Origin of the sequence: Micromonospora sp. RP3T, assembly GCF_003027925.1 — a bacterium.
In the GTDB taxonomy this organism is placed as follows: Bacteria; Actinomycetota; Actinomycetes; order Mycobacteriales; family Micromonosporaceae; genus Micromonospora.
The window spans coordinates 1-15,793 of record NZ_PYPS01000033.1 but is presented as its reverse complement, the minus strand read 5'-3'; the positions used below and the strand labels follow the sequence as shown (position 1 = coordinate 15,793).

The 15,793-nt window shown below is 73.6% G+C and carries 18 protein-coding genes and 2 pseudogenes; 13 read left to right on the top strand and 7 right to left on the bottom strand.

The window, feature by feature from the left end; all coding sequences use genetic code 11:
• Positions 1-37: 37 nt before the first annotated feature.
• Positions 38-682, bottom strand: a complete 645-nt coding sequence (gene phoU, locus C8054_RS23905) for a phosphate signaling complex protein PhoU (protein ID WP_107160422.1) — start codon at positions 680-682, stop codon at positions 38-40.
• A 190-nt stretch (positions 683-872) separates the two neighbouring features.
• On the opposite strand from phoU, the gene C8054_RS23900 reads away from it, so the two are divergent.
• The 3 genes from C8054_RS23900 to C8054_RS23890 all read left to right on the top strand — a co-directional run bounded on the left by C8054_RS23900 (position 873) and on the right by C8054_RS23890 (position 3,907).
• Entirely contained in the window at positions 873-2,153 is a 1,281-nt protein-coding gene (locus tag C8054_RS23900; RefSeq protein ID WP_107160581.1) for a cell wall metabolism sensor histidine kinase WalK, read from the top strand.
• A 21-nt stretch (positions 2,154-2,174) separates the two neighbouring features.
• Complete coding sequence (locus C8054_RS23895; RefSeq protein WP_107160420.1) at positions 2,175-2,858, top strand: response regulator transcription factor; 684 nt, start codon at positions 2,175-2,177, stop codon at positions 2,856-2,858.
• A 497-nt stretch (positions 2,859-3,355) separates the two neighbouring features.
• Complete coding sequence (locus tag C8054_RS23890) at positions 3,356-3,907, top strand: hypothetical protein (protein WP_107160418.1); 552 nt, start codon at positions 3,356-3,358, stop codon at positions 3,905-3,907.
• A 51-nt stretch (positions 3,908-3,958) separates the two neighbouring features.
• On the opposite strand, the gene C8054_RS23885 is transcribed toward C8054_RS23890, so the two are convergent.
• Positions 3,959-4,612 (bottom strand): NADPH-dependent F420 reductase, encoded by a 654-nt coding sequence (locus C8054_RS23885; protein ID WP_107160416.1) that lies wholly within the window; start codon positions 4,610-4,612, stop codon positions 3,959-3,961.
• Between the two features lie 140 nt (positions 4,613-4,752).
• Between C8054_RS23885 and C8054_RS23880 the strand changes: the two genes are divergently transcribed.
• Positions 4,753-5,331: a TetR/AcrR family transcriptional regulator gene (locus C8054_RS23880; RefSeq protein ID WP_107160414.1), complete on the top strand. Its 579-nt coding sequence runs from the start codon at positions 4,753-4,755 to the stop codon at positions 5,329-5,331.
• A gap of 45 nt (positions 5,332-5,376) precedes the next feature.
• On the opposite strand, the gene C8054_RS23875 is transcribed toward C8054_RS23880, so the two are convergent.
• The gene (locus tag C8054_RS23875; protein ID WP_107160412.1) at positions 5,377-6,183 is read right to left on the bottom strand and encodes a hypothetical protein; all 807 of its coding nucleotides are present in this window, start codon (positions 6,181-6,183) and stop codon (positions 5,377-5,379) included.
• 74 nt (positions 6,184-6,257) lie between these two features.
• Between C8054_RS23875 and C8054_RS23870 the strand changes: the two genes are divergently transcribed.
• Positions 6,258-7,202: a Ppx/GppA phosphatase family protein gene (locus C8054_RS23870; RefSeq protein WP_107160409.1), complete on the top strand. Its 945-nt coding sequence runs from the start codon at positions 6,258-6,260 to the stop codon at positions 7,200-7,202.
• A 76-nt stretch (positions 7,203-7,278) separates the two neighbouring features.
• Entirely contained in the window at positions 7,279-8,085 is an 807-nt protein-coding gene (locus C8054_RS23865; RefSeq protein ID WP_199199899.1) for a sugar phosphate isomerase/epimerase, read from the top strand.
• A gap of 21 nt (positions 8,086-8,106) precedes the next feature.
• Here the strand turns inward: C8054_RS23865 and C8054_RS23860 are convergent, their stop codons facing one another.
• From C8054_RS23860 to C8054_RS23850, 3 genes are read right to left on the bottom strand one after another with little or no spacing between them, the layout of a single operon-like run.
• Positions 8,107-8,673 carry a CGNR zinc finger domain-containing protein gene (locus C8054_RS23860; protein WP_107160407.1) on the bottom strand — a complete coding sequence of 189 codons (567 nt, stop codon included), beginning with the start codon at positions 8,671-8,673 and terminating at the stop codon, positions 8,107-8,109.
• Between the two features lie 19 nt (positions 8,674-8,692).
• Positions 8,693-9,859 carry a glutathionylspermidine synthase family protein gene (locus C8054_RS23855; protein ID WP_107160405.1) on the bottom strand — a complete coding sequence of 389 codons (1,167 nt, stop codon included), beginning with the start codon at positions 9,857-9,859 and terminating at the stop codon, positions 8,693-8,695.
• Position 9,860: 1 nt separating this feature from the next.
• The gene (locus C8054_RS23850) at positions 9,861-10,133 is read right to left on the bottom strand and encodes a hypothetical protein (RefSeq protein ID WP_233220142.1); all 273 of its coding nucleotides are present in this window, start codon (positions 10,131-10,133) and stop codon (positions 9,861-9,863) included.
• Between the two features lie 73 nt (positions 10,134-10,206).
• On the opposite strand from C8054_RS23850, the gene C8054_RS23845 reads away from it, so the two are divergent.
• Positions 10,207-11,127, top strand: a complete 921-nt coding sequence (locus tag C8054_RS23845; protein WP_107160391.1) for a proline dehydrogenase family protein — start codon at positions 10,207-10,209, stop codon at positions 11,125-11,127.
• Between the two features lies 1 nt (position 11,128).
• Here the strand turns inward: C8054_RS23845 and C8054_RS23840 are convergent, their stop codons facing one another.
• A complete protein-coding gene (locus C8054_RS23840) occupies positions 11,129-11,533 on the bottom strand; it encodes a VOC family protein (RefSeq protein ID WP_107160388.1) in 405 nt (134 codons plus the stop codon).
• A 77-nt stretch (positions 11,534-11,610) separates the two neighbouring features.
• On the opposite strand from C8054_RS23840, the pseudogene C8054_RS33370 reads away from it, so the two are divergent.
• The 6 genes and pseudogenes from C8054_RS33370 to C8054_RS23815 all read left to right on the top strand — a co-directional run.
• Positions 11,611-12,093: pseudogene (locus C8054_RS33370) on the top strand (alpha/beta fold hydrolase); the annotation flags it as partial.
• 97 nt (positions 12,094-12,190) lie between these two features.
• Positions 12,191-12,406, top strand: a pseudogene (locus C8054_RS33365) (alpha/beta fold hydrolase); the annotation flags it as partial.
• Positions 12,399-12,968 carry a TetR-like C-terminal domain-containing protein gene (locus C8054_RS23830; RefSeq protein ID WP_107160385.1) on the top strand — a complete coding sequence of 190 codons (570 nt, stop codon included), beginning with the start codon at positions 12,399-12,401 and terminating at the stop codon, positions 12,966-12,968. The pseudogene C8054_RS33365 and the gene C8054_RS23830, both read left to right, overlap by 8 nt.
• Positions 12,965-13,300: a YrdB family protein gene (locus tag C8054_RS23825; protein ID WP_107160383.1), complete on the top strand. Its 336-nt coding sequence runs from the start codon at positions 12,965-12,967 to the stop codon at positions 13,298-13,300. Before C8054_RS23830 ends, C8054_RS23825 begins: the two co-directional genes overlap by 4 nt.
• Before the next feature lie 145 nt (positions 13,301-13,445).
• Entirely contained in the window at positions 13,446-15,275 is a 1,830-nt protein-coding gene (locus tag C8054_RS23820; RefSeq protein WP_233220131.1) for a hypothetical protein, read from the top strand.
• A gap of 49 nt (positions 15,276-15,324) precedes the next feature.
• Positions 15,325-15,793, top strand: a 469-nt coding sequence (locus tag C8054_RS23815; RefSeq protein ID WP_146179959.1) for a biotin/lipoyl-binding protein, incomplete at its 3' end; no start/stop codon positions are given.

Below are 15,793 nucleotides of genomic sequence, written 5' to 3'. Positions count from 1 at the left end.
TTAAGAAGGGGCCCCTCCTTCCCCCCGGGTGGGTCGGTCAGGCGGACGACGAGCCGGTGATCAGGTAGACCACGTGCTCACCGGCGTTCACCGCGTGGTCGGCGAAACGCTCGTAGAAGCGGCCCAGCAGCGTCGCGTCGATAGCGGTCTCCACCCCGTACGGCCAGTCGTCGCCGAGCAGCACGCCGAACAGGCTCTTGTGCAGGTCGTCCATCACGTCGTCGTCGCGGTCCAGTTCGGCGGCGACGTCCGCGTCGGGCTCGGCCAGCACCGCGCCGATCTTCTCGGCCATCCGGTCCGCGATACCGGCCATGTCGGTGAAGACCGGCCGCAGCTCGGCCGGCACCGCGGGGGAGGGGTGCCGGCGCAACGCCGTCTTGGCCACGTGATCGGCCAGATCGCCCATCCGCTCCAGGTCGGCCGCCACGTGCAACGCGGTGATCATGGCCCGCAGGTCGGAGGCGACCGGCGCCTGCCGCGCCAGCAGGTCGCAGACCCGCTCCTCCACGTGCCGGTAGAGATCGTCGATCTCGGCGTCCCGCGCGATCACCGTCTCGGCCGCCACGCGGTCCGCGGTGAGCAGCCCTCTGGTGGCCTGCCGCATTGCTGCGCGCACCGCCTCGGCCATGTCCACCAGCAGTTGGCTGACAATCTGCAGGTCGGCCCGGAACTCGTCGCGCATCGTCACTTCCTTCGGGTACGGCATGAGCAGGTGCGCGCCCCACGGTAGGCCGGACGGCCGGCACCAGGGTGAACGCGGATGAACGACGCGGGACCCGTGGGTGAACATTCCCGGAAGCGAGAGTGGTTCATCCCGTTCTGACCGATCCCTGGGTTAACAATGACCCTACGATCGCCGGGTGGAATGGGCGGTGGCCATCGCGGTGGCCGTGGCGCTGGTGACCGGACTGGTCGCCGGGTCGATGCTGTCCGGGCCGGTGGGACAGTTGCGGCGCCGGTGGGCGTCGCGGGGCGGCGGGACCGCCCGCCGGGACGCAGGGAGGCCGACGATTCCGGACGAAGCGCAGGGGGGCCTCTCCGGGCTCGGCCGCAAGACGATCGACTCGTTGCGCGCCGGCGTGGTGGTGCTCGACCCGAACGACGTGCCGGTGCTGGTGAACCCGGCGGCCCGCGCGATGGGCCTGCTCCGGGCCGGGGCGACGCCGGGTTCGATCGCGGCGCATCCGCTGATCCGTACGCTGGCCGGTCAGGTCCGCCGCACGGGCGTGCGTCGCGAGATCGAGCTGGACCTGCCCCGGGGTCGCGACAGCGCCGGTGACAACCCGCTCGGCGTGCACCTGCGGGCCATGGGACTCGGCGCCGGTTTCATCTCGATCGAGGCGGTCGACGTCACCGAGTCACACCGTCTGGCCCGGGTCCGCCGCGACTTCGTGGCCAACGTGAGCCACGAGCTGAAGACCCCTATCGGTGCGCTCCAACTGCTCGCCGAGGCGCTGGTGGACGCCACCGAGCCGGCCGTCGACGACGGGCCCGGCCTGTCCGAGGACCTGATCGCCGCGCGGCGGTTCGCCGAGCGGATCCAGCACGAGTCGACCCGGCTCGGCCGGCTGGTCCAGGAGCTGCTGGAGCTGACCCGGCTCCAGGGCGCCGAACCCCAGCCCCCGCCCGAGCCGGTCTCGCTGGACTGGGTGCTCGCCGAGGTGGTCGACCGGACCCGCACCGCGGCCACCGCCCGCCGGGTGGAGATCGTCGTGGCCGGGCAGCGGGGCCTGACCGCGTACGGGAGCGACAGCCAGCTCGCCACCGCGGTGGCCAACCTGGTGGAGAACGCGGTCACCTACTCGGCCGAGGACACCACGGTCCGGGTGACCACGCGGGCCACCGACGAACACGTCGAGATCGCGGTGGCCGACCAGGGCATCGGCATCGCCCCGAACGACGTCGACCGGATCTTCGAGCGCTTCTACCGCGCCGACCAGGCCCGCTCCCGGTCGACCGGTGGCACCGGCCTGGGGCTGGCCATCGTGAAACACATCGCCAGCAACCATGGCGGTCGGGTGGATGTGTCGAGCACCCTTGGTGGGGGCTCGACGTTCACCCTCCGGCTGCCTGCCCGCCCCCCGGACGACCTGGAGGCGACACTCGCCTCCGCTGGGATCGAGGCCGGCCCGGCCGAGCTCCGGCAGGTCTGACCACAGGAAAGGAAACACCCGTTGAGCCGCGTACTGGTGGTCGAGGACGAGGAGTCGTTCTCCGACGCCCTGTCCTACATGCTCCGCAAGGAGGGGTTCGAGGTCTCGGTCGCCGCGACCGGCACCTCCGCCCTCACCGAGTTCGACCGGACCGGCGCCGACATCGTGCTGCTCGACCTGATGCTGCCGGAGATGTCGGGCACCGAGGTCTGCCGCCAGCTCCGCCAGCGGTCGCACGTCCCGATCATCATGGTCACCGCCCGGGACAGCGAGATCGACAAGGTGGTCGGCCTGGAGATCGGCGCCGACGACTACGTGACCAAGCCGTACTCGCCCCGTGAGCTGGTTGCCCGGATCCGGGCGGTGCTGCGCCGGCAGAGCACCGAGGCGAGCGAGTCGGGCGCGCCGACGCTGGCCGCCGGCCCGGTCCGGATGGACATCGAGCGGCACGTGGTGACCGTGGAGGGCGCGGGCGTCCAGCTTCCGCTCAAGGAGTTCGAGCTGCTGGAGCTGCTGCTGCGCAACGCCGGCCGGGTGCTCACCCGGGGGCAGCTCATCGACCGCGTCTGGGGCGCCGACTACGTGGGCGACACCAAGACGCTCGACGTGCACGTGAAGCGGCTGCGCTCCAAGATCGAGCCCGAACCGTCCGCGCCGCGCTACATCGTCACGGTCCGGGGCCTGGGCTACAAGTTCGAGCCGTAACCCACCCCGACAGCCCGCCTGCCCGTCTGCGTCGATCATGAAGTTGGCACCGACAAATCGGACACCAGGTCCCGTCAACTTCATGATCGCTGGCGCTTTGTCGAATGTGGTGCGGGGGCTCCCGTGGTGTTCCGCTGAGGGCGGCGTGGGCCGGTGGGTGGAACGGTGTCGGTGTGGGTGTCTGGGCGATTCAAGGTGCGGGTGGCTTACTGCCGAACGGGCCCCGTGGGTGATTTGTCCGTTTGGGTGGTGGTGGGCGGCACGCTGACGGCGGAATGGGTCGGGGGGTCGCGGCGTTGTATCCCCGTGCACGGCCGAGGAAGGCGATCGCCCGCCAGGCCCCTGGGAATGACGGTGGGGCCCCGGTCGTTGCACAGTCTTCCGGCGCCGCGTCGAGGCCCCCGCCCCGCGAGCAGCCGGATCCCCCCGAGAACTTGTTGTGCGCCTGACGGTGCCCGCACCCCCCGGTGCGTTGACCCCCGAATGGAGCCCTTCTGATGAACACGATGCTGCGTAAGAGTGTGCTGGGTATTGCTGGTCTGGCGTTCACCGGTGGTGTGTTCGCCGGTCCGATCGCCGGTCACGTCGAGTCCGCGCACGCCGCCACGGCGAAGCCGGTCGCGGTGGCGAGCGTGCAGGGTGAGCAGTCCACGATCAACCTGAACGACGAGCAGACGGCCAACGTGAAGGCGATCATCGCCGCGACGAAGAAGGCCGGGCTGCCGGAGCGGGCGGCGGTCGTCTCGATCGCGACGGCGTTGCAGGAGTCGAAGCTGGAGAACCTGGGCCACCTCGGCGACAAGAATGACCACGACTCGCTGGGTCTGTTCCAGCAGCGCCCGTCGAGTGGTTGGGGCACGCCGGAGCAGATCACCGACCCGGAGTACTCGACGCTGGCGTTCCTGAAGGGGTTGAAGCAGGTCGACGGCTGGCAGGACATGCCGCTGACCGAGGCCGCCCAGACGGTGCAGGTGTCGGCCTACCCGGACGCGTACGCCCAGTGGGAGAAGCAGGCCACCGACCTCGTCACCAAGCACTGGAACAGCTGAGACAGCGCGAAGGCCGGCACCCGGACACGGGTGCCGGCCTTCTGCGTGCGCTCAGCGCACGACCTTCACGTTGAACAGCGGCGTGCCCAGTCGGCCGTAGAGACGCAGCCAGATCGGCAGCAGCATCTCGGTGCCCCGCGCCGTGGTGATGTCGCCCAGGTCGAGCACGTCGGTGTGGCCGAAGCTGGTGAGCAGTTCGGTGACCACGCCCTTGGCGTCGGCGTCGTCGCCCGACACGAAGACGGTGTGGTCGCCGTCGGCGAGCTGCTTGGGGTGGGCCATCAGGTCGGCGGTGAGCGTGTTGAGCGCCTTCACCACCCGGGTACGCGGGAACGCCCGTTGGATCCGCTCGCCGAGCGAGTCGTCGTTGAGCACCGAGAGGGTGGGCGGGAAGCCCTGGCTGAAGTCGAGTGGGTTGGCGATGTCGAGCAGGATCTTGCCGGCCAGGTTCTCCGCACCCGCCGCGTCGAGGGCGGGCAGGGATCCGTCGCCGTTGGTGGCGTTCACGACCAGGTCCGCCCCGGCGGCGGCGTCGGCGTACCCGGCCAGGACGATCCCCGGATGTCCGCCGGCCCATTCGCCCCAACTCCCGTCCCGGGTGGTGACGACATCCCGGGTGCCGACGGTCACCTCGTGGCCCAGCTCGGCGGCGCGGGCGGCGATGGCCCGGCCCACCATGCCGGTGCCCAGTACTGCGATGCGCATGACGAATCCGTCCTCCGGTCTCGGCCGAGCTTCGCTGAACGTGCTCGGTGCGATCCAGGCTAACAGACAGGTCTGTCTACTGCCAGGCCCGAGGAGACGTACCTGTCTGTAGACTCTGCGGCGTCGTACGAGGAGGAACCATGGCCCGCACCCCTGCCGGCGCTGCCCGGGAACGCATCCTGGAGACCGCGTTCCGGCTGTTCTACGCGTACGGGCCGCGCGGCGTCGGGGTCGACACCGTCATCGCCGAGTCGGGCGTCGCCAAGGCCACGCTCTACAAGCACTTCCCGAGCAAGGACGACCTGGTGCTGGCGTACCTCGACAAGGTGGACCTGGCCTGGTCGGCGGCGCTCCGGGCGGCGGCGGAGGCCGCCGGGGCCGACCCGCGCGAGCAGCTCGTCGGCATGTTCGACGCGCTCGGCGGAGCCTGTCGCCGGGAGGGCTACCACGGTTGTGCGTTCATCAACACCGCTGCGGAGACACCGGCCGGCAGCCCGGTGCACGCCCGCACCGTCGCGCACAAGAACGCGGTCCGGGACTGGGTGACCGGCCTGGCCCGGCAGGCCGGCGCGGCCGAGCCGGAGTCGCTGGCCCGCCAGCTCACCCTGCTGCTCGACGGTGGCCTGGCCGGCGGCGTCCTCGACGGTGATCCGGCGATCGCCGACGCGGCGAAGCGGAGCGCCCGCGCCCTGATCGACGCGGCGCTCCCGAGGCGTTAAGCGGGGGCCCCTGCTCTACCGGAGGCGTTAAGAAGGGGCCCTTCCTTACTCGCTCGCGGGGTGGGGGGCGATCTGGCCCTGGCGGTGGCGGGCGGCGCACAGCTCGACCAGCTTCGCGTACGCGGGCGCGCCGATCAGCGCGGTCAGCTCCGGGCCGTAGGAGACGTACATCGGCTCGGCGCCGACGTGCGCGTCCGTGGACGAGGTGCACCACCAGTCCAGGTCGTGCCCGCCCGCGCCCCAGCCGCGCCTGTCGAACTCGGCCAGCGTGGAGATGAGCACCTTGGTGTTGTCCGGCCGCTTGTGCCACTCCTGGTCCCGGCGGACCGGCAGTTGCCAGCAGACGTCGGGCTTGTATTCCAGCGGGTGCACACCGTCGCGTAGCGCCTGGGCGTGCAGCGCGCAGCCGCCGCCGGCGGGGAAGTCGGCGTCGTTGAGGAACACGCAGGGCGCGTCCACGTCCCGGGTGGCGGTGCGCCGGGCCGGCGTCTTGCCGTCGACCGTGTCGTTCTCGGTCCAGTTCTTGAAGCCACGACGGAAGTGCTGCCAGGTCTCCGGCGTGAGCCGCTTGACGGCCGCCCGGACCCGCTTCTCGTCGTCGGAGTCGGTGAAGAACGCGCCGTGCGAGCAGCACCCGTCCGCGGCCCGCCCGGCGACGATGCCGTGGCAGCCCTGACCGAAGATGCACGTCCAGCGGGAGAGCAGCCAGGTCAGGTCGGCGCGGACGACGTGCTTCGGGTCGGCCGGGTCGACGAACTCGATCCACTCCCGGGGAAAATCCAGCCCGACCTCGCGGCTGCGCGGGTCGTCCGGGTCGTCCACCAGCACGCGAAGCTCGATCTGCCCTGTCACCCGGACCAGCGTACGCGTGCTCTCTCCGCCCGGCCGGCGAGCCGACGAAACGTGTTGCCCCTAGGGTCTTTCCCATGCGACTGGGTGTCCTCGACGTCGGTTCCAACACGGTGCACCTCCTGGTGGTCGACGCCCACCACGGCGCGCACCCCTGGCCGGCGCACTCCGAGAAGGTGGTGCTGCGGCTGGCCGAGCAGATCGGCCCGGACGGCGCGTTGACCGACGCGGGCGCGGACGGGCTGGTCAAGGCGGTCGGCATGGCACGTGCGGCGGCCGACGGGCTGGGCGCCGAGGACCTGTTGGCGTTCGCCACCAGCGCGGTCCGGGACGCCACCAACGCGGGCGAGGTGCTGGCCCGGGTCCGCGACGAGACCGGCGTACGGCTGGAGGTGCTCTCCGGCGCGGACGAGGCGCGGATGACGTTCCTCGCGGTGCGGCGGTGGTTCGGGTGGTCCGCCGGCCGGCTGCTGGCGATGGACATCGGCGGCGGCTCGCTGGAGCTGGCCGCCGGCATCGACGAGCATCCGGACGTCGCGGTCTCGCTGCCGCTCGGCGCGGGCCGGCTCAGCCGGGAGCGGCTGGCGGTCGATCCGGCCGGCCTGCTGCCGCCGTCCGCCGAGGCCGTGGAGGGGCTGCGGGAGTACGTGGACGCGCAGCTCGACCCGGTGGTGAAGCAGTTGACCGAGGTGGGCTGGGAGCGTCCGGTGGCGACCTCGAAGACGTTCCGCACGCTGGCCCGGCTGGCCGGGGCCGCGCCGTCCGGTGCCGGTCTCTGGGCCCGGCGCAGCCTGACCCGCACCGGGCTGGGGCAGGTGCTCGGCTTCGTCCGGCACATCCCACCGGCCCACCTGCCGGAGCTGGAGGGGGTCAGCGCGCAGCGGGCCCACCAGCTCCTCGCCGGCGCGGTGGTGGCCGAGGCGGTGATGCGCCGGCTCGACGTCGACAGCCTGGACATCTGCCCGTGGGCGTTGCGGGAGGGCGTCATCCTGCGTCGGCTGGATCAGCTCGCGCCGATGTGATCCGGGGCGCTCGCTACGGGCGCTTTGCGGGTGCTCGTCCTGATGCCTCCTGGCGGGGGCGGCTACCCTGAGGGGTGTGACTTCCCGCGTGCCGGTGCTCCTGTCCACGTCCTCGGTCTTTCCCGAACGGACCGCGGCGGCGTTCCAGCTCGCCGCCGCGCTCGGCTACGACGGCGTCGAGGTGATGGTCTGGACGGACCCGGTGAGCCAGGACGCGGGCGCGCTGCGCGGCCTCGCCGAGCACTACGGCATTCCGGTGCTCTCGGTGCACGCGCCGTGCCTGCTGGTCACCCAGCGGGTGTGGAGCGCCGACCCGTGGGAGCGGCTGCGCCGGGCCGCCGAGCTGGCCGAGACGCTGGAGGCGCCGACCGTGGTGGTGCACCCGCCGTTCACCTGGCAGCGGGACTACGCGCGGACGTTCGGCGACGGGTTGGAGGCCACCGCCGGGCGCTTCGGCGGGCTCCGGTTCGCGGTGGAGAACATGTTCCCGGTGCGGATGGCCGGCCGGCAGTTCGTGCCGTACGTGCCGGGCTGGGACCCGACCGACACCGGGTACGCCTCCTACACGCTGGACCTGTCGCACTGCGCGGCCTCGCACACCGACGCGTTGGCCATGGCCGACCGGATGGGCGCCGGGTTGGCGCACGTGCACCTGGGTGACGGCACCGGCGAGGGGCGGGACGAACACCTGGTGCCCGGCCGGGGCGGTCAGCCCTGCGCGGAGCTGCTCCGTTCGCTGGCCGGGCGCGGCTTCACCGGCTCGGTGGCGGTGGAGGTGACCACCCGGGGCGCGAAGAGCCGCGCGGTCCGTGAGGCGGATCTGCGCGAGGCGCTGGAGTTCGCCCGCGCGAACCTGACCGCCCCCTCGCCGGTCGACGCCTGACTCGACCCGCGTCGGTGGGTGTCAGCTCACCGGGGCGAGCGGTTGGGCCGGCACCGGCTGCTCGCCGACCGCGGCGCGCTTGCGGGCCCGGTGCGCCGCCACGTGCGAGCGGGTGGCGCAGCGCTCCGAGCAGAACCGCCGGCAGCAGTTCGACGAGGTGTCCAGGTAGACGTTGCCGCAGCGCTCGTCCGCGCAGACGCCGAACCGGGCGCTGCCGTACTCGCAGAGCCAGACCGACAGGCCCCAGACCGCGCCGGCCAGGTATTCCGCGGAGACCGACGCGCCCCGGCTGGTCACGTGCATGTGCCAGTCGGAGGAGTCGTGCCCGGAGATGCGGGGCTGCACCGGGAACGCCTCCAGCAGCGCGTTCAGCTCCGTGACGGCGTCGGCGTCGCGCCCCGACGTGCCGTACTCGAAGACGTCCCGGAGGCGCTTCTGCGCCCGCCGGAAGATCGCCAGGTCCCGTTCCGCGACCTCGTCGCGCATCCAGGCGTTCTCGTCCGGGAAGAGGGCCCGCAGGCCGTCCAGGTCGTCCAGCCGGGCGTTGACGAGCTCGACCCCGGTCCGGGCGTACGCGTCGAAGTTCACGGGACCAACGGTAGACGACTCAGCGCGGACGCGGCGCGTCGATGTAGTGGGGCAGAAACCGCGCGTAACCGTCTGTGATGAGGCTCTCGCTTTCGCGTACGCCCACGCCGGCCGACCCGCCATCCACGATCCAGCTGCCGAGCACCATGTGGTTGCCGTCGAACTGGGGCAACGCGCGGAACTCCTGGAAGCAGAAGCCCTCGTCGCCGTAGAGCCCCGGGTTGGTGATCTCGGTGTCGCCGGTCACGATGCGTACCGAGCCGCCCTCGCGGCCGAGCAACGGCTTGGCCACGTACTCGGACATCCCGCGTGGCGAGTCGAGGTACGCCGGCAGCAGCAGCTCGTGCCCGGGGTGCAGCTCCCAGAGCACGGCCAGCAGCGCCTTGTTCGACAGCAGCAGCTTCCAGGCCGGCTCGATCCAGGTGGTCGGCGTGCCCGGGTCCAGCGCCGGCGGCCCGTACGGCTCGGCGAGCATCCACTCCCACGGGTAGAGCTTGAAGCAGGTGGTGATCGGCCGGTCGTCGGCGTCGACGAAGCGCCGCCCGTCCCAGCCGACCCGCTGGATCGGCATGAGCGTCACGTCCAGCCCCGCCTGGCGGGCCGTCTCGGCGAGGTAGCCGGCGGTGATCTGGTCCTCGCCCGACTCCTCCTCGTTCGACCAGAGCACGTGCACGCGCGGGTCGTGCAGCCCGGCGCCGATCTTGGCCCACGCGCCGACCAGCCGTTCGTGCAGGCTGTTCCACTGGTCCGCGTCCGGGTGGGTGTGCTCCAGCCAGTACCACTGCACGATGCTGGCCTCGACCAGCGCGGTCGGGGTGTCCGCGTTGTACTCCAGCATCTTCGGCGGCCAGCTGCCGTCGTAGGCGAGGTCGAAGCGGCCGTAGAGCGTCGGCGGGGCCTCCCGCAGCGAGCGGGCGACCGCCTCGGCGGCCCACTCCGGGATGCCGAACTCGGCGTGGCGGCGGCGGGCCACCACGTGCTCGGCGGCGGCCACCGACATCCGGTGCAGCTCCTCGGTCGCCTCCTCCAGCCGGAGCACCTCGTCCAACGTGAACGCGTACGCCGCGGTCTCGTCCCAGTACGACATGATCTCGCCGTCGGGCAGCTCGGTGTCCACGTACACCAGGCCCTGGGCCCGGATGGTGTCGTCCCAGTCGGGGCGCGGCGTGCTGGCCTCGCGGCGCACGTCAGCCGCCGCAGGAGGCGAGGAAGGTGCCGAAGCCGCCGCGGTCGGGCAGCGCGGCGGTGCTCGGGGCGGCGTCGCCGCGCGCGGCGGCCGGCGCGGGGACCCGCAGCGCCACCGCGACGGTGTCACCGCCCCCGCCGGCCGGCCCGAGGGCGCAGTCGTCATCGTCGTCGTCGTAGCCGTTGTTGCAGCCGGAGAGGGCGAGCGCCAGCGCGGTCAGCGCACCGAGCTGCACGGTGGCGGAGCGGAGCCGGCGGCGGGGGTGTCGTTCCACGTGAACGTTGTAGCTGATCGTCGCCACTTCGGGTACCCGGCGCGGATGTGGGGGTGGGCGTTACGCTCGGCTCATGCTCCGTTCCGTCATCCTCGCCGCCTCCCGGTCATCCCAGGTGGAGCGGCTCGTCGCGACGGCCCCGTTCACCCGGGACGTCGTCCGCCGGTTCGTCGCCGGCGCCGGCACCGACGACGCGTTGCGCGCGACCCGTGCACTCGTCGGCGACGGCCAAGCGGTCACCCTCGACTACCTGGGCGAGGACACCACCACCCCGGAGCAGGCGAACGCCACCCGGGACGAGTACCTCACCCTGCTGCGCCTGCTCGGCGCCGCCGGCCTCACCCCGGCCGCCGAGGTCAGCGTGAAGCTGTCCGCGCTCGGCCAGGCGTTCGACGAGCAGTTCGCGTACGACAACGCGCGGCAGATCTGCGTGGCGGCCGACGCGGCCGGCGCCACCGTCACGCTGGACATGGAGGACCACACCACCACCGACTCGACGCTGGACGTGCTGGCCAAGCTGCGCAAGGACCACCCGTCGACCGGCGCGGTGCTCCAGGCGTACCTGCGGCGGACCGAGTCGGACTGCCGCGAGCTGGCCGCCGCCGGGTCCCGGGTGCGGCTGTGCAAGGGCGCGTACAAGGAGCCGGAGTCGGTGGCGTACCAGTCCGCCCGAGAGGTGGACAAGTCGTACGTGCGCTGCATGAACGTGCTGATGGCGGGTGACGGCTACCCGATGCTCGCCACCCACGACCCGCGCCTGATCGCGATCGGCGAGGACCGGGCGCGCTGGTTCGACCGCGACCCGGGCCGGTTCGAGTTCCAGATGCTCTACGGCATCCGACCGGAGGAGCAGCAGCGCCTGGTCGGCGAGGGCTACACGGTGCGCACCTACGTCCCCTACGGCGACCAGTGGTACGGCTACCTGATGCGGCGGCTGGCCGAGCGCCCGGCCAACCTGGCGTTCTTCGGCCGTGCGGTGATGTCGAAGAAGTGAGTCAGTCGTTCGACCAGGTCCGGGTGCAGAGCACGAGGCGATAGCCGTCCGGGTCGGCGAACGTGATCCCCCACCTGTCCCAGTACGGGCCGGCGGAGACCCTGGTCCCGCCGGCCCGTTCCAGTCTCGTCACCAGGCCGTCCTCCACCGGGCCGTCGAGGTAGAGCACGAACAGGTCATCCTCGGTGGGACGGGGTTCGACGGTCGGCGACGCGCCGCCCACCAGTTCCAGGTGCCAGGCCGCGCCGGGAAGGCCGAGCAACCCCAGGTCGTGCTCGCCCGGCCCGTCGGGCGCGCCCCGGTAGAGCACGTCGAGGCCCAGGCCGTCGGCCCAGAACCGGACGGCTGCGGCCAGGTCGCGGCTGGGCCGCGCCAGGCGTACGTGGGTGTCGGCGGAGATCGGCATGTCGGTGATCGTCCGACCTCAGGTCGTGTTGAGGTCAAGCCTTGACGCGCAAAGCTAATGTCATTAGCCTTCAGGCTATGACAGTTAGCCAGGTGGCGCGAAGCGGCGGGACGATCGCCTACGAGGTGCACGGCGCGGGGCCGCTGGTGGTGCTCGCGCACGGCATGGGGGAGAACCGGGCGGCGTTCCGCCACCTGGCGCCGCTGCTGGTGGCGGCCGGCTACCGGGTCGCGTCGATCGACGTGCGCGGGCACGGCGACTCCAGCCCGCACTGGCCCACGTACGCCCCCGCCGAGGTCGGCGGCGACCTGCTCGCCGTGGTGCGCGAGCTGGACGGCGGGCCGGCCACGCTGGTCGGCAGCTCGTCCAGCGGGGCGGGCGTGGTCTTCGCCGCCGCCGACGCGCCGGAGCTGGTCAGTGGCATCGTGCAGATCAGCCCGTTCGTCAGCCGGCCGAAGCCGAGCCCGGTGATGCGCGCGCTCCAGGCCGCCGTGCTGCGCAGCCCACGACTGTTCGGGATGTTCCACCGCACGCTCTTCCCCTGCGGCCGGCCGGCCGACGACGCCGCGTACCGGAAGGAACTGGTCGCCAGGCTGCGCGGCCGGATGGACGCGGTGCGCGGCGTGGTCGCGCCGGTCGACCCGCACTGGACCGCGCGGGCCCGCGCGGTGCGCCCAGCCGGTGCTGGTGCTGATGGGCACGAAGGACCCGGACTTCCCCGACCCCGGCGCCGAGGCGCGGGCCGCCCGCCGGCAGTTCGCCGTCGCCGAGGCGCGCATGATCGCCGACTCCGGCCACTACCCGCACGCCGACCAGCCCGACGCCACCGCCGCCGACCTGGTCGAGTTCCTGGCGGTGACCGCGCGTGCCTAGGGCCGGCCTGACCCCGGCGACGGTGGTCCGGGAGGCCGCCGTGCTGGCCGACGAGGTCGGCCACGACCGGCTCACCCTGGCCGCGCTCGCCGCCCGGCTCGGCGTCGCGCTGCCCAGCCTCTACAAGCACGTGCGGGGCGTGGACGCGCTGCACCAGAAGCTCGCCGTGCTCGCCACCACCGAGATCGCCGACGTGCTGACCAGCGCCGCCGCGGGCCGGGCCGGCGACGACGCGCTGCGCGCGGTCGCCACCGCCTACCGGGCGTACGCCCGGCGGCACCCCGGCCGCTACCCGGCCACCCAGCGCGCACCCGACCCGGCCGACCCCGAGCACCTGGCCGCCGCCGAACGCGCGGTCGACGCGATCTTCGCGATCCTGCGCGGGTACGGCATCGACGGGGACGCCGCCGTCGACGCCACCCGGATGTTCCGGGCCACCGTGCACGGGTTCGTCACGCTGGAGGCGGCGGGCGGCTTCGGGCTGCCCCGGGACGTCGACCGCTCGTTCGACCGGATGATCGACGGGCTCGACCTCGCGTACCGCGGCTGGCGGTCCCGGTGAAGGCGGCGCTGCTGGGCGGCATCTTCCTGCTGGAGGTGGCGCTGCTGGCGGCCGCCGGTTTCTGGGGCTTCACGCTCGACGCCGGCTGGCCGGTGCGGCTGCTCGCCGGCCTGGGCGCGCCGCTGATCCTGGCCCTGGTCTGGGGGCTGTTCTGCTCGCCCCGCGCCACCGTGCCGCTGCCCGCCGCGGCCAAGCTCGGCGTCCAGGCCACCTGCTTCCTCACCGGCGGGACGCTGCTGGCCCTGACCGGCCACCTCCCGGCGGGCGCGGCGCTCGTGCTCCTCTGGGCGGGCACCAGAACGCTCCTCACCCGCGCCGGCACCCCCGTCTGACCGCACCCGACCGGGGCACGGCAGATCTTGGAAGCGGAGGGCCCCGGTACGGGCCAATTCCTTCCAAGATCTGATGCGAGATGCGAGCGAAGGGACACTCGCAGGACTCTTTCCCGGAACGCCCGATTGGTCGTACCCTTCGCCGGTGACCGACGGCGACGACAAGCCCTCCGGCCGGGTAGTCGACGGCGACGAGCCGGGCGCCGGGAATGACGGCGCGGGGCAGCGCCCACGGACCGATGTCGACGAGGCGTCGACACACCCCGTTCCGGCAGCGGAAACGTCGACGGACGGTCCGTCCCCGTCGCACCCGGTCACCCCTCGACCGACCGTGGCCGGCCCGCCGTCGGTGGCCGCGGGCCCGAGCCCGGCCGCCGCTGAGCCGGGTGAGGCCGGTGGCTCCGGCCCGAGCCCGATCGTGCCCACCGAGGCGGGCGCATCCGGCCCCGCCGTGACGCCGGCTCCGCCCCTGCCCGGTGCGGAGCCGGCCGAGAAGCCGGAGGCCCCGGAGCCGAACCCGACCCGTGCCCCGGAGTCGCCTGCCCCCGAGTCGCCTGCCCCGGAGCCGACCGCTTCGGGGCCGAGCACGCCGGGGCCGAGCACGCCGGCACCGACTGCGCCGGTGTCGAGCCCGGCCGTGCCGGATGCGGCCCCGACCGCACCGCCCACCCGAGCGGCGGCGGCGCAGGCGGCCGTCGTACCCGCCGTGCCCGCCCCGACCCCGACGACCGGGACGCGGCGGCGGTGGCCGCTCTGGACCGTGCTCGGGCTGGCCCTGGGGCTGGTCGCGGGCGCGGTGCCCGGCGTACTCCTGCGGCAGCTCGCGCCGGACGCGGCCGGCCAGCAGACGGCGGGCCGGGAGGCGCCCGGTACGGCGGCCGAGCGGCAACTCGCCGCGCGGATGGTCGCGCAGCTCGACCGGCAGGGCAGCGCGCTGCTGCGCGGCGACCAGGCCGGTTTCCTCGCCGTGGCGGAGCCGACGGCGCGGCCGGCGCTCACCCGGCGGTACGCGGCGCTGCGGGCGCTCCGGGTCACCACGTGGCGGCCCGGCACCGAGCGGGTGCCGGTGGCGGTGGACGGGCAGCCCGGTCAGTGGCGACTGACCGTGACAGTGGGCTACTGCTTCGTGGTGCCGGGTTGCGCGCCGAGCACGGCGGAGCTGGGCACCCGGTGGCGGATGGTGGGGGAGGAGCCACGGCTGGTGGCGGTGGAGCCGTCCCGGACGGACCCGACCGGCGTACGCCCGTGGGAGGTGGACGACCTGGCGGTGGCGGTCGGTGAGCGGGCGTTGGTGGCCACCACGCCGGCCCAGCGGGCCAAGCTGCCCGGCCTGCTCGCCCGCGCCGAGGCCGCGGCCCGGGCCGCCGACCGGTACGCGGTCGGCCCGCCGCCGGACCGGTACCTGGTGTACTACGCCGGTCGGGCCGAGTGGCAGCGCTGGTACGGCGGGGGCCGGCCGAAGTGGACCGCCGGTTACGCGGTGGGTGTCGGCGGTGGCCGCCACGACGTCGTGCTCAACGCGCAGAGCCTCGCCCCGGCCGGCGTCGACGACCTGCTCCGGCACGAGTTGACGCACGCCGCCTCGCTGCCCGACCAGGGTTACGCGGACCGCGCGGACTGGTGGCTGGTGGAGGGGTTGGCCGAGTACGCCGGCGCGGACGGCCAGCCGGTGGACCGCTACGAGGGGCTGGCCGAGGTGCGCAAGCTGCTCCGGGGCGGGTGGTCCGGCCGGCTGGACGCGGTGGCGCCGGCCGACGACGCGACCGACGACCGGGTCGGCGGCGCCTACGGCGTCGGGTACCTGGCGGTGCGCCACCTGGTCGACAGGTACGGCGAGCAGCGGGTGCTGGACTTCTTCCGGGCCGTGGTGCACCAGCGCCGCGCGCCGGACGAGGCCGCCGAGGAGGTGTTCGGCGATCCGTGGCCGGCGCTGCACGACGACTGCGTCGCCTACGTCCGGTCGGCCGCCGGGTGAGCGGCGACCCGACGCGCCGAAGCGTCGACACCGGTCGACGGGTCGTAGCATGGGCCGGGTGGCCCGCACCCCCTCGCCGCGGTTGCCCGCGGCCCGCCGCCCTCGTCTCGTCACCGCCCTCCTCGCCGCCGTCGCGCTGACCGGCACCACCGCCGCCAGGTGCGGCGACGACACGCCCGCGGTCAGCGTCGCCGCCGTGGGGCGCGCGCCGGTCACCGAGGTGATCGACGCGCCGGCCACCGTCACCGCGCGGGCGGCGGCGACGCTCACCGCCCCCGCCGACGGCACGGTGGCCGGCCTGAAGGTCCAGCCCGGACAGCGGGTCACCCGGGGCCAGGTGCTCGCGGTGATCGACTCGCCGTCCGCCCGGGAGCGCCTCGCCCGGGCGCGGGACGCGCTGCGCGCCGCGAAGCGGGCCGGCCGGGGTGTCGGCGTCGGCGACCTGGGCGGTGACCGGCGTGGCACCGACCGGGCCGCCGCCGAGGCGTTCGCCGCCGCCCGCGCCGCCGCCGGCAAGG

What these genes read in the sequence shown, in the direction of transcription:
- C8054_RS23840 (WP_107160388.1), bottom strand. Translation starts at nt 11,533, where the DNA reads ATGCCGATCTCCGCCGACACCCACGTACGCCTGGCGCGGCCCAGCCGC.
- C8054_RS23845 (WP_107160391.1), top strand. Translation starts at nt 10,207, where the DNA reads ATGCTCCGTTCCGTCATCCTCGCCGCCTCCCGGTCATCCCAGGTGGAG.
- C8054_RS23890 (WP_107160418.1), top strand. Translation starts at nt 3,356, where the DNA reads ATGAACACGATGCTGCGTAAGAGTGTGCTGGGTATTGCTGGTCTGGCG.
- C8054_RS23880 (WP_107160414.1), top strand. Translation starts at nt 4,753, where the DNA reads ATGGCCCGCACCCCTGCCGGCGCTGCCCGGGAACGCATCCTGGAGACC.
- C8054_RS23885 (WP_107160416.1), bottom strand. Translation starts at nt 4,612, where the DNA reads ATGCGCATCGCAGTACTGGGCACCGGCATGGTGGGCCGGGCCATCGCC.
- C8054_RS23870 (WP_107160409.1), top strand. Translation starts at nt 6,258, where the DNA reads ATGCGACTGGGTGTCCTCGACGTCGGTTCCAACACGGTGCACCTCCTG.
- phoU (WP_107160422.1), bottom strand. Translation starts at nt 682, where the DNA reads ATGCGCGACGAGTTCCGGGCCGACCTGCAGATTGTCAGCCAACTGCTG.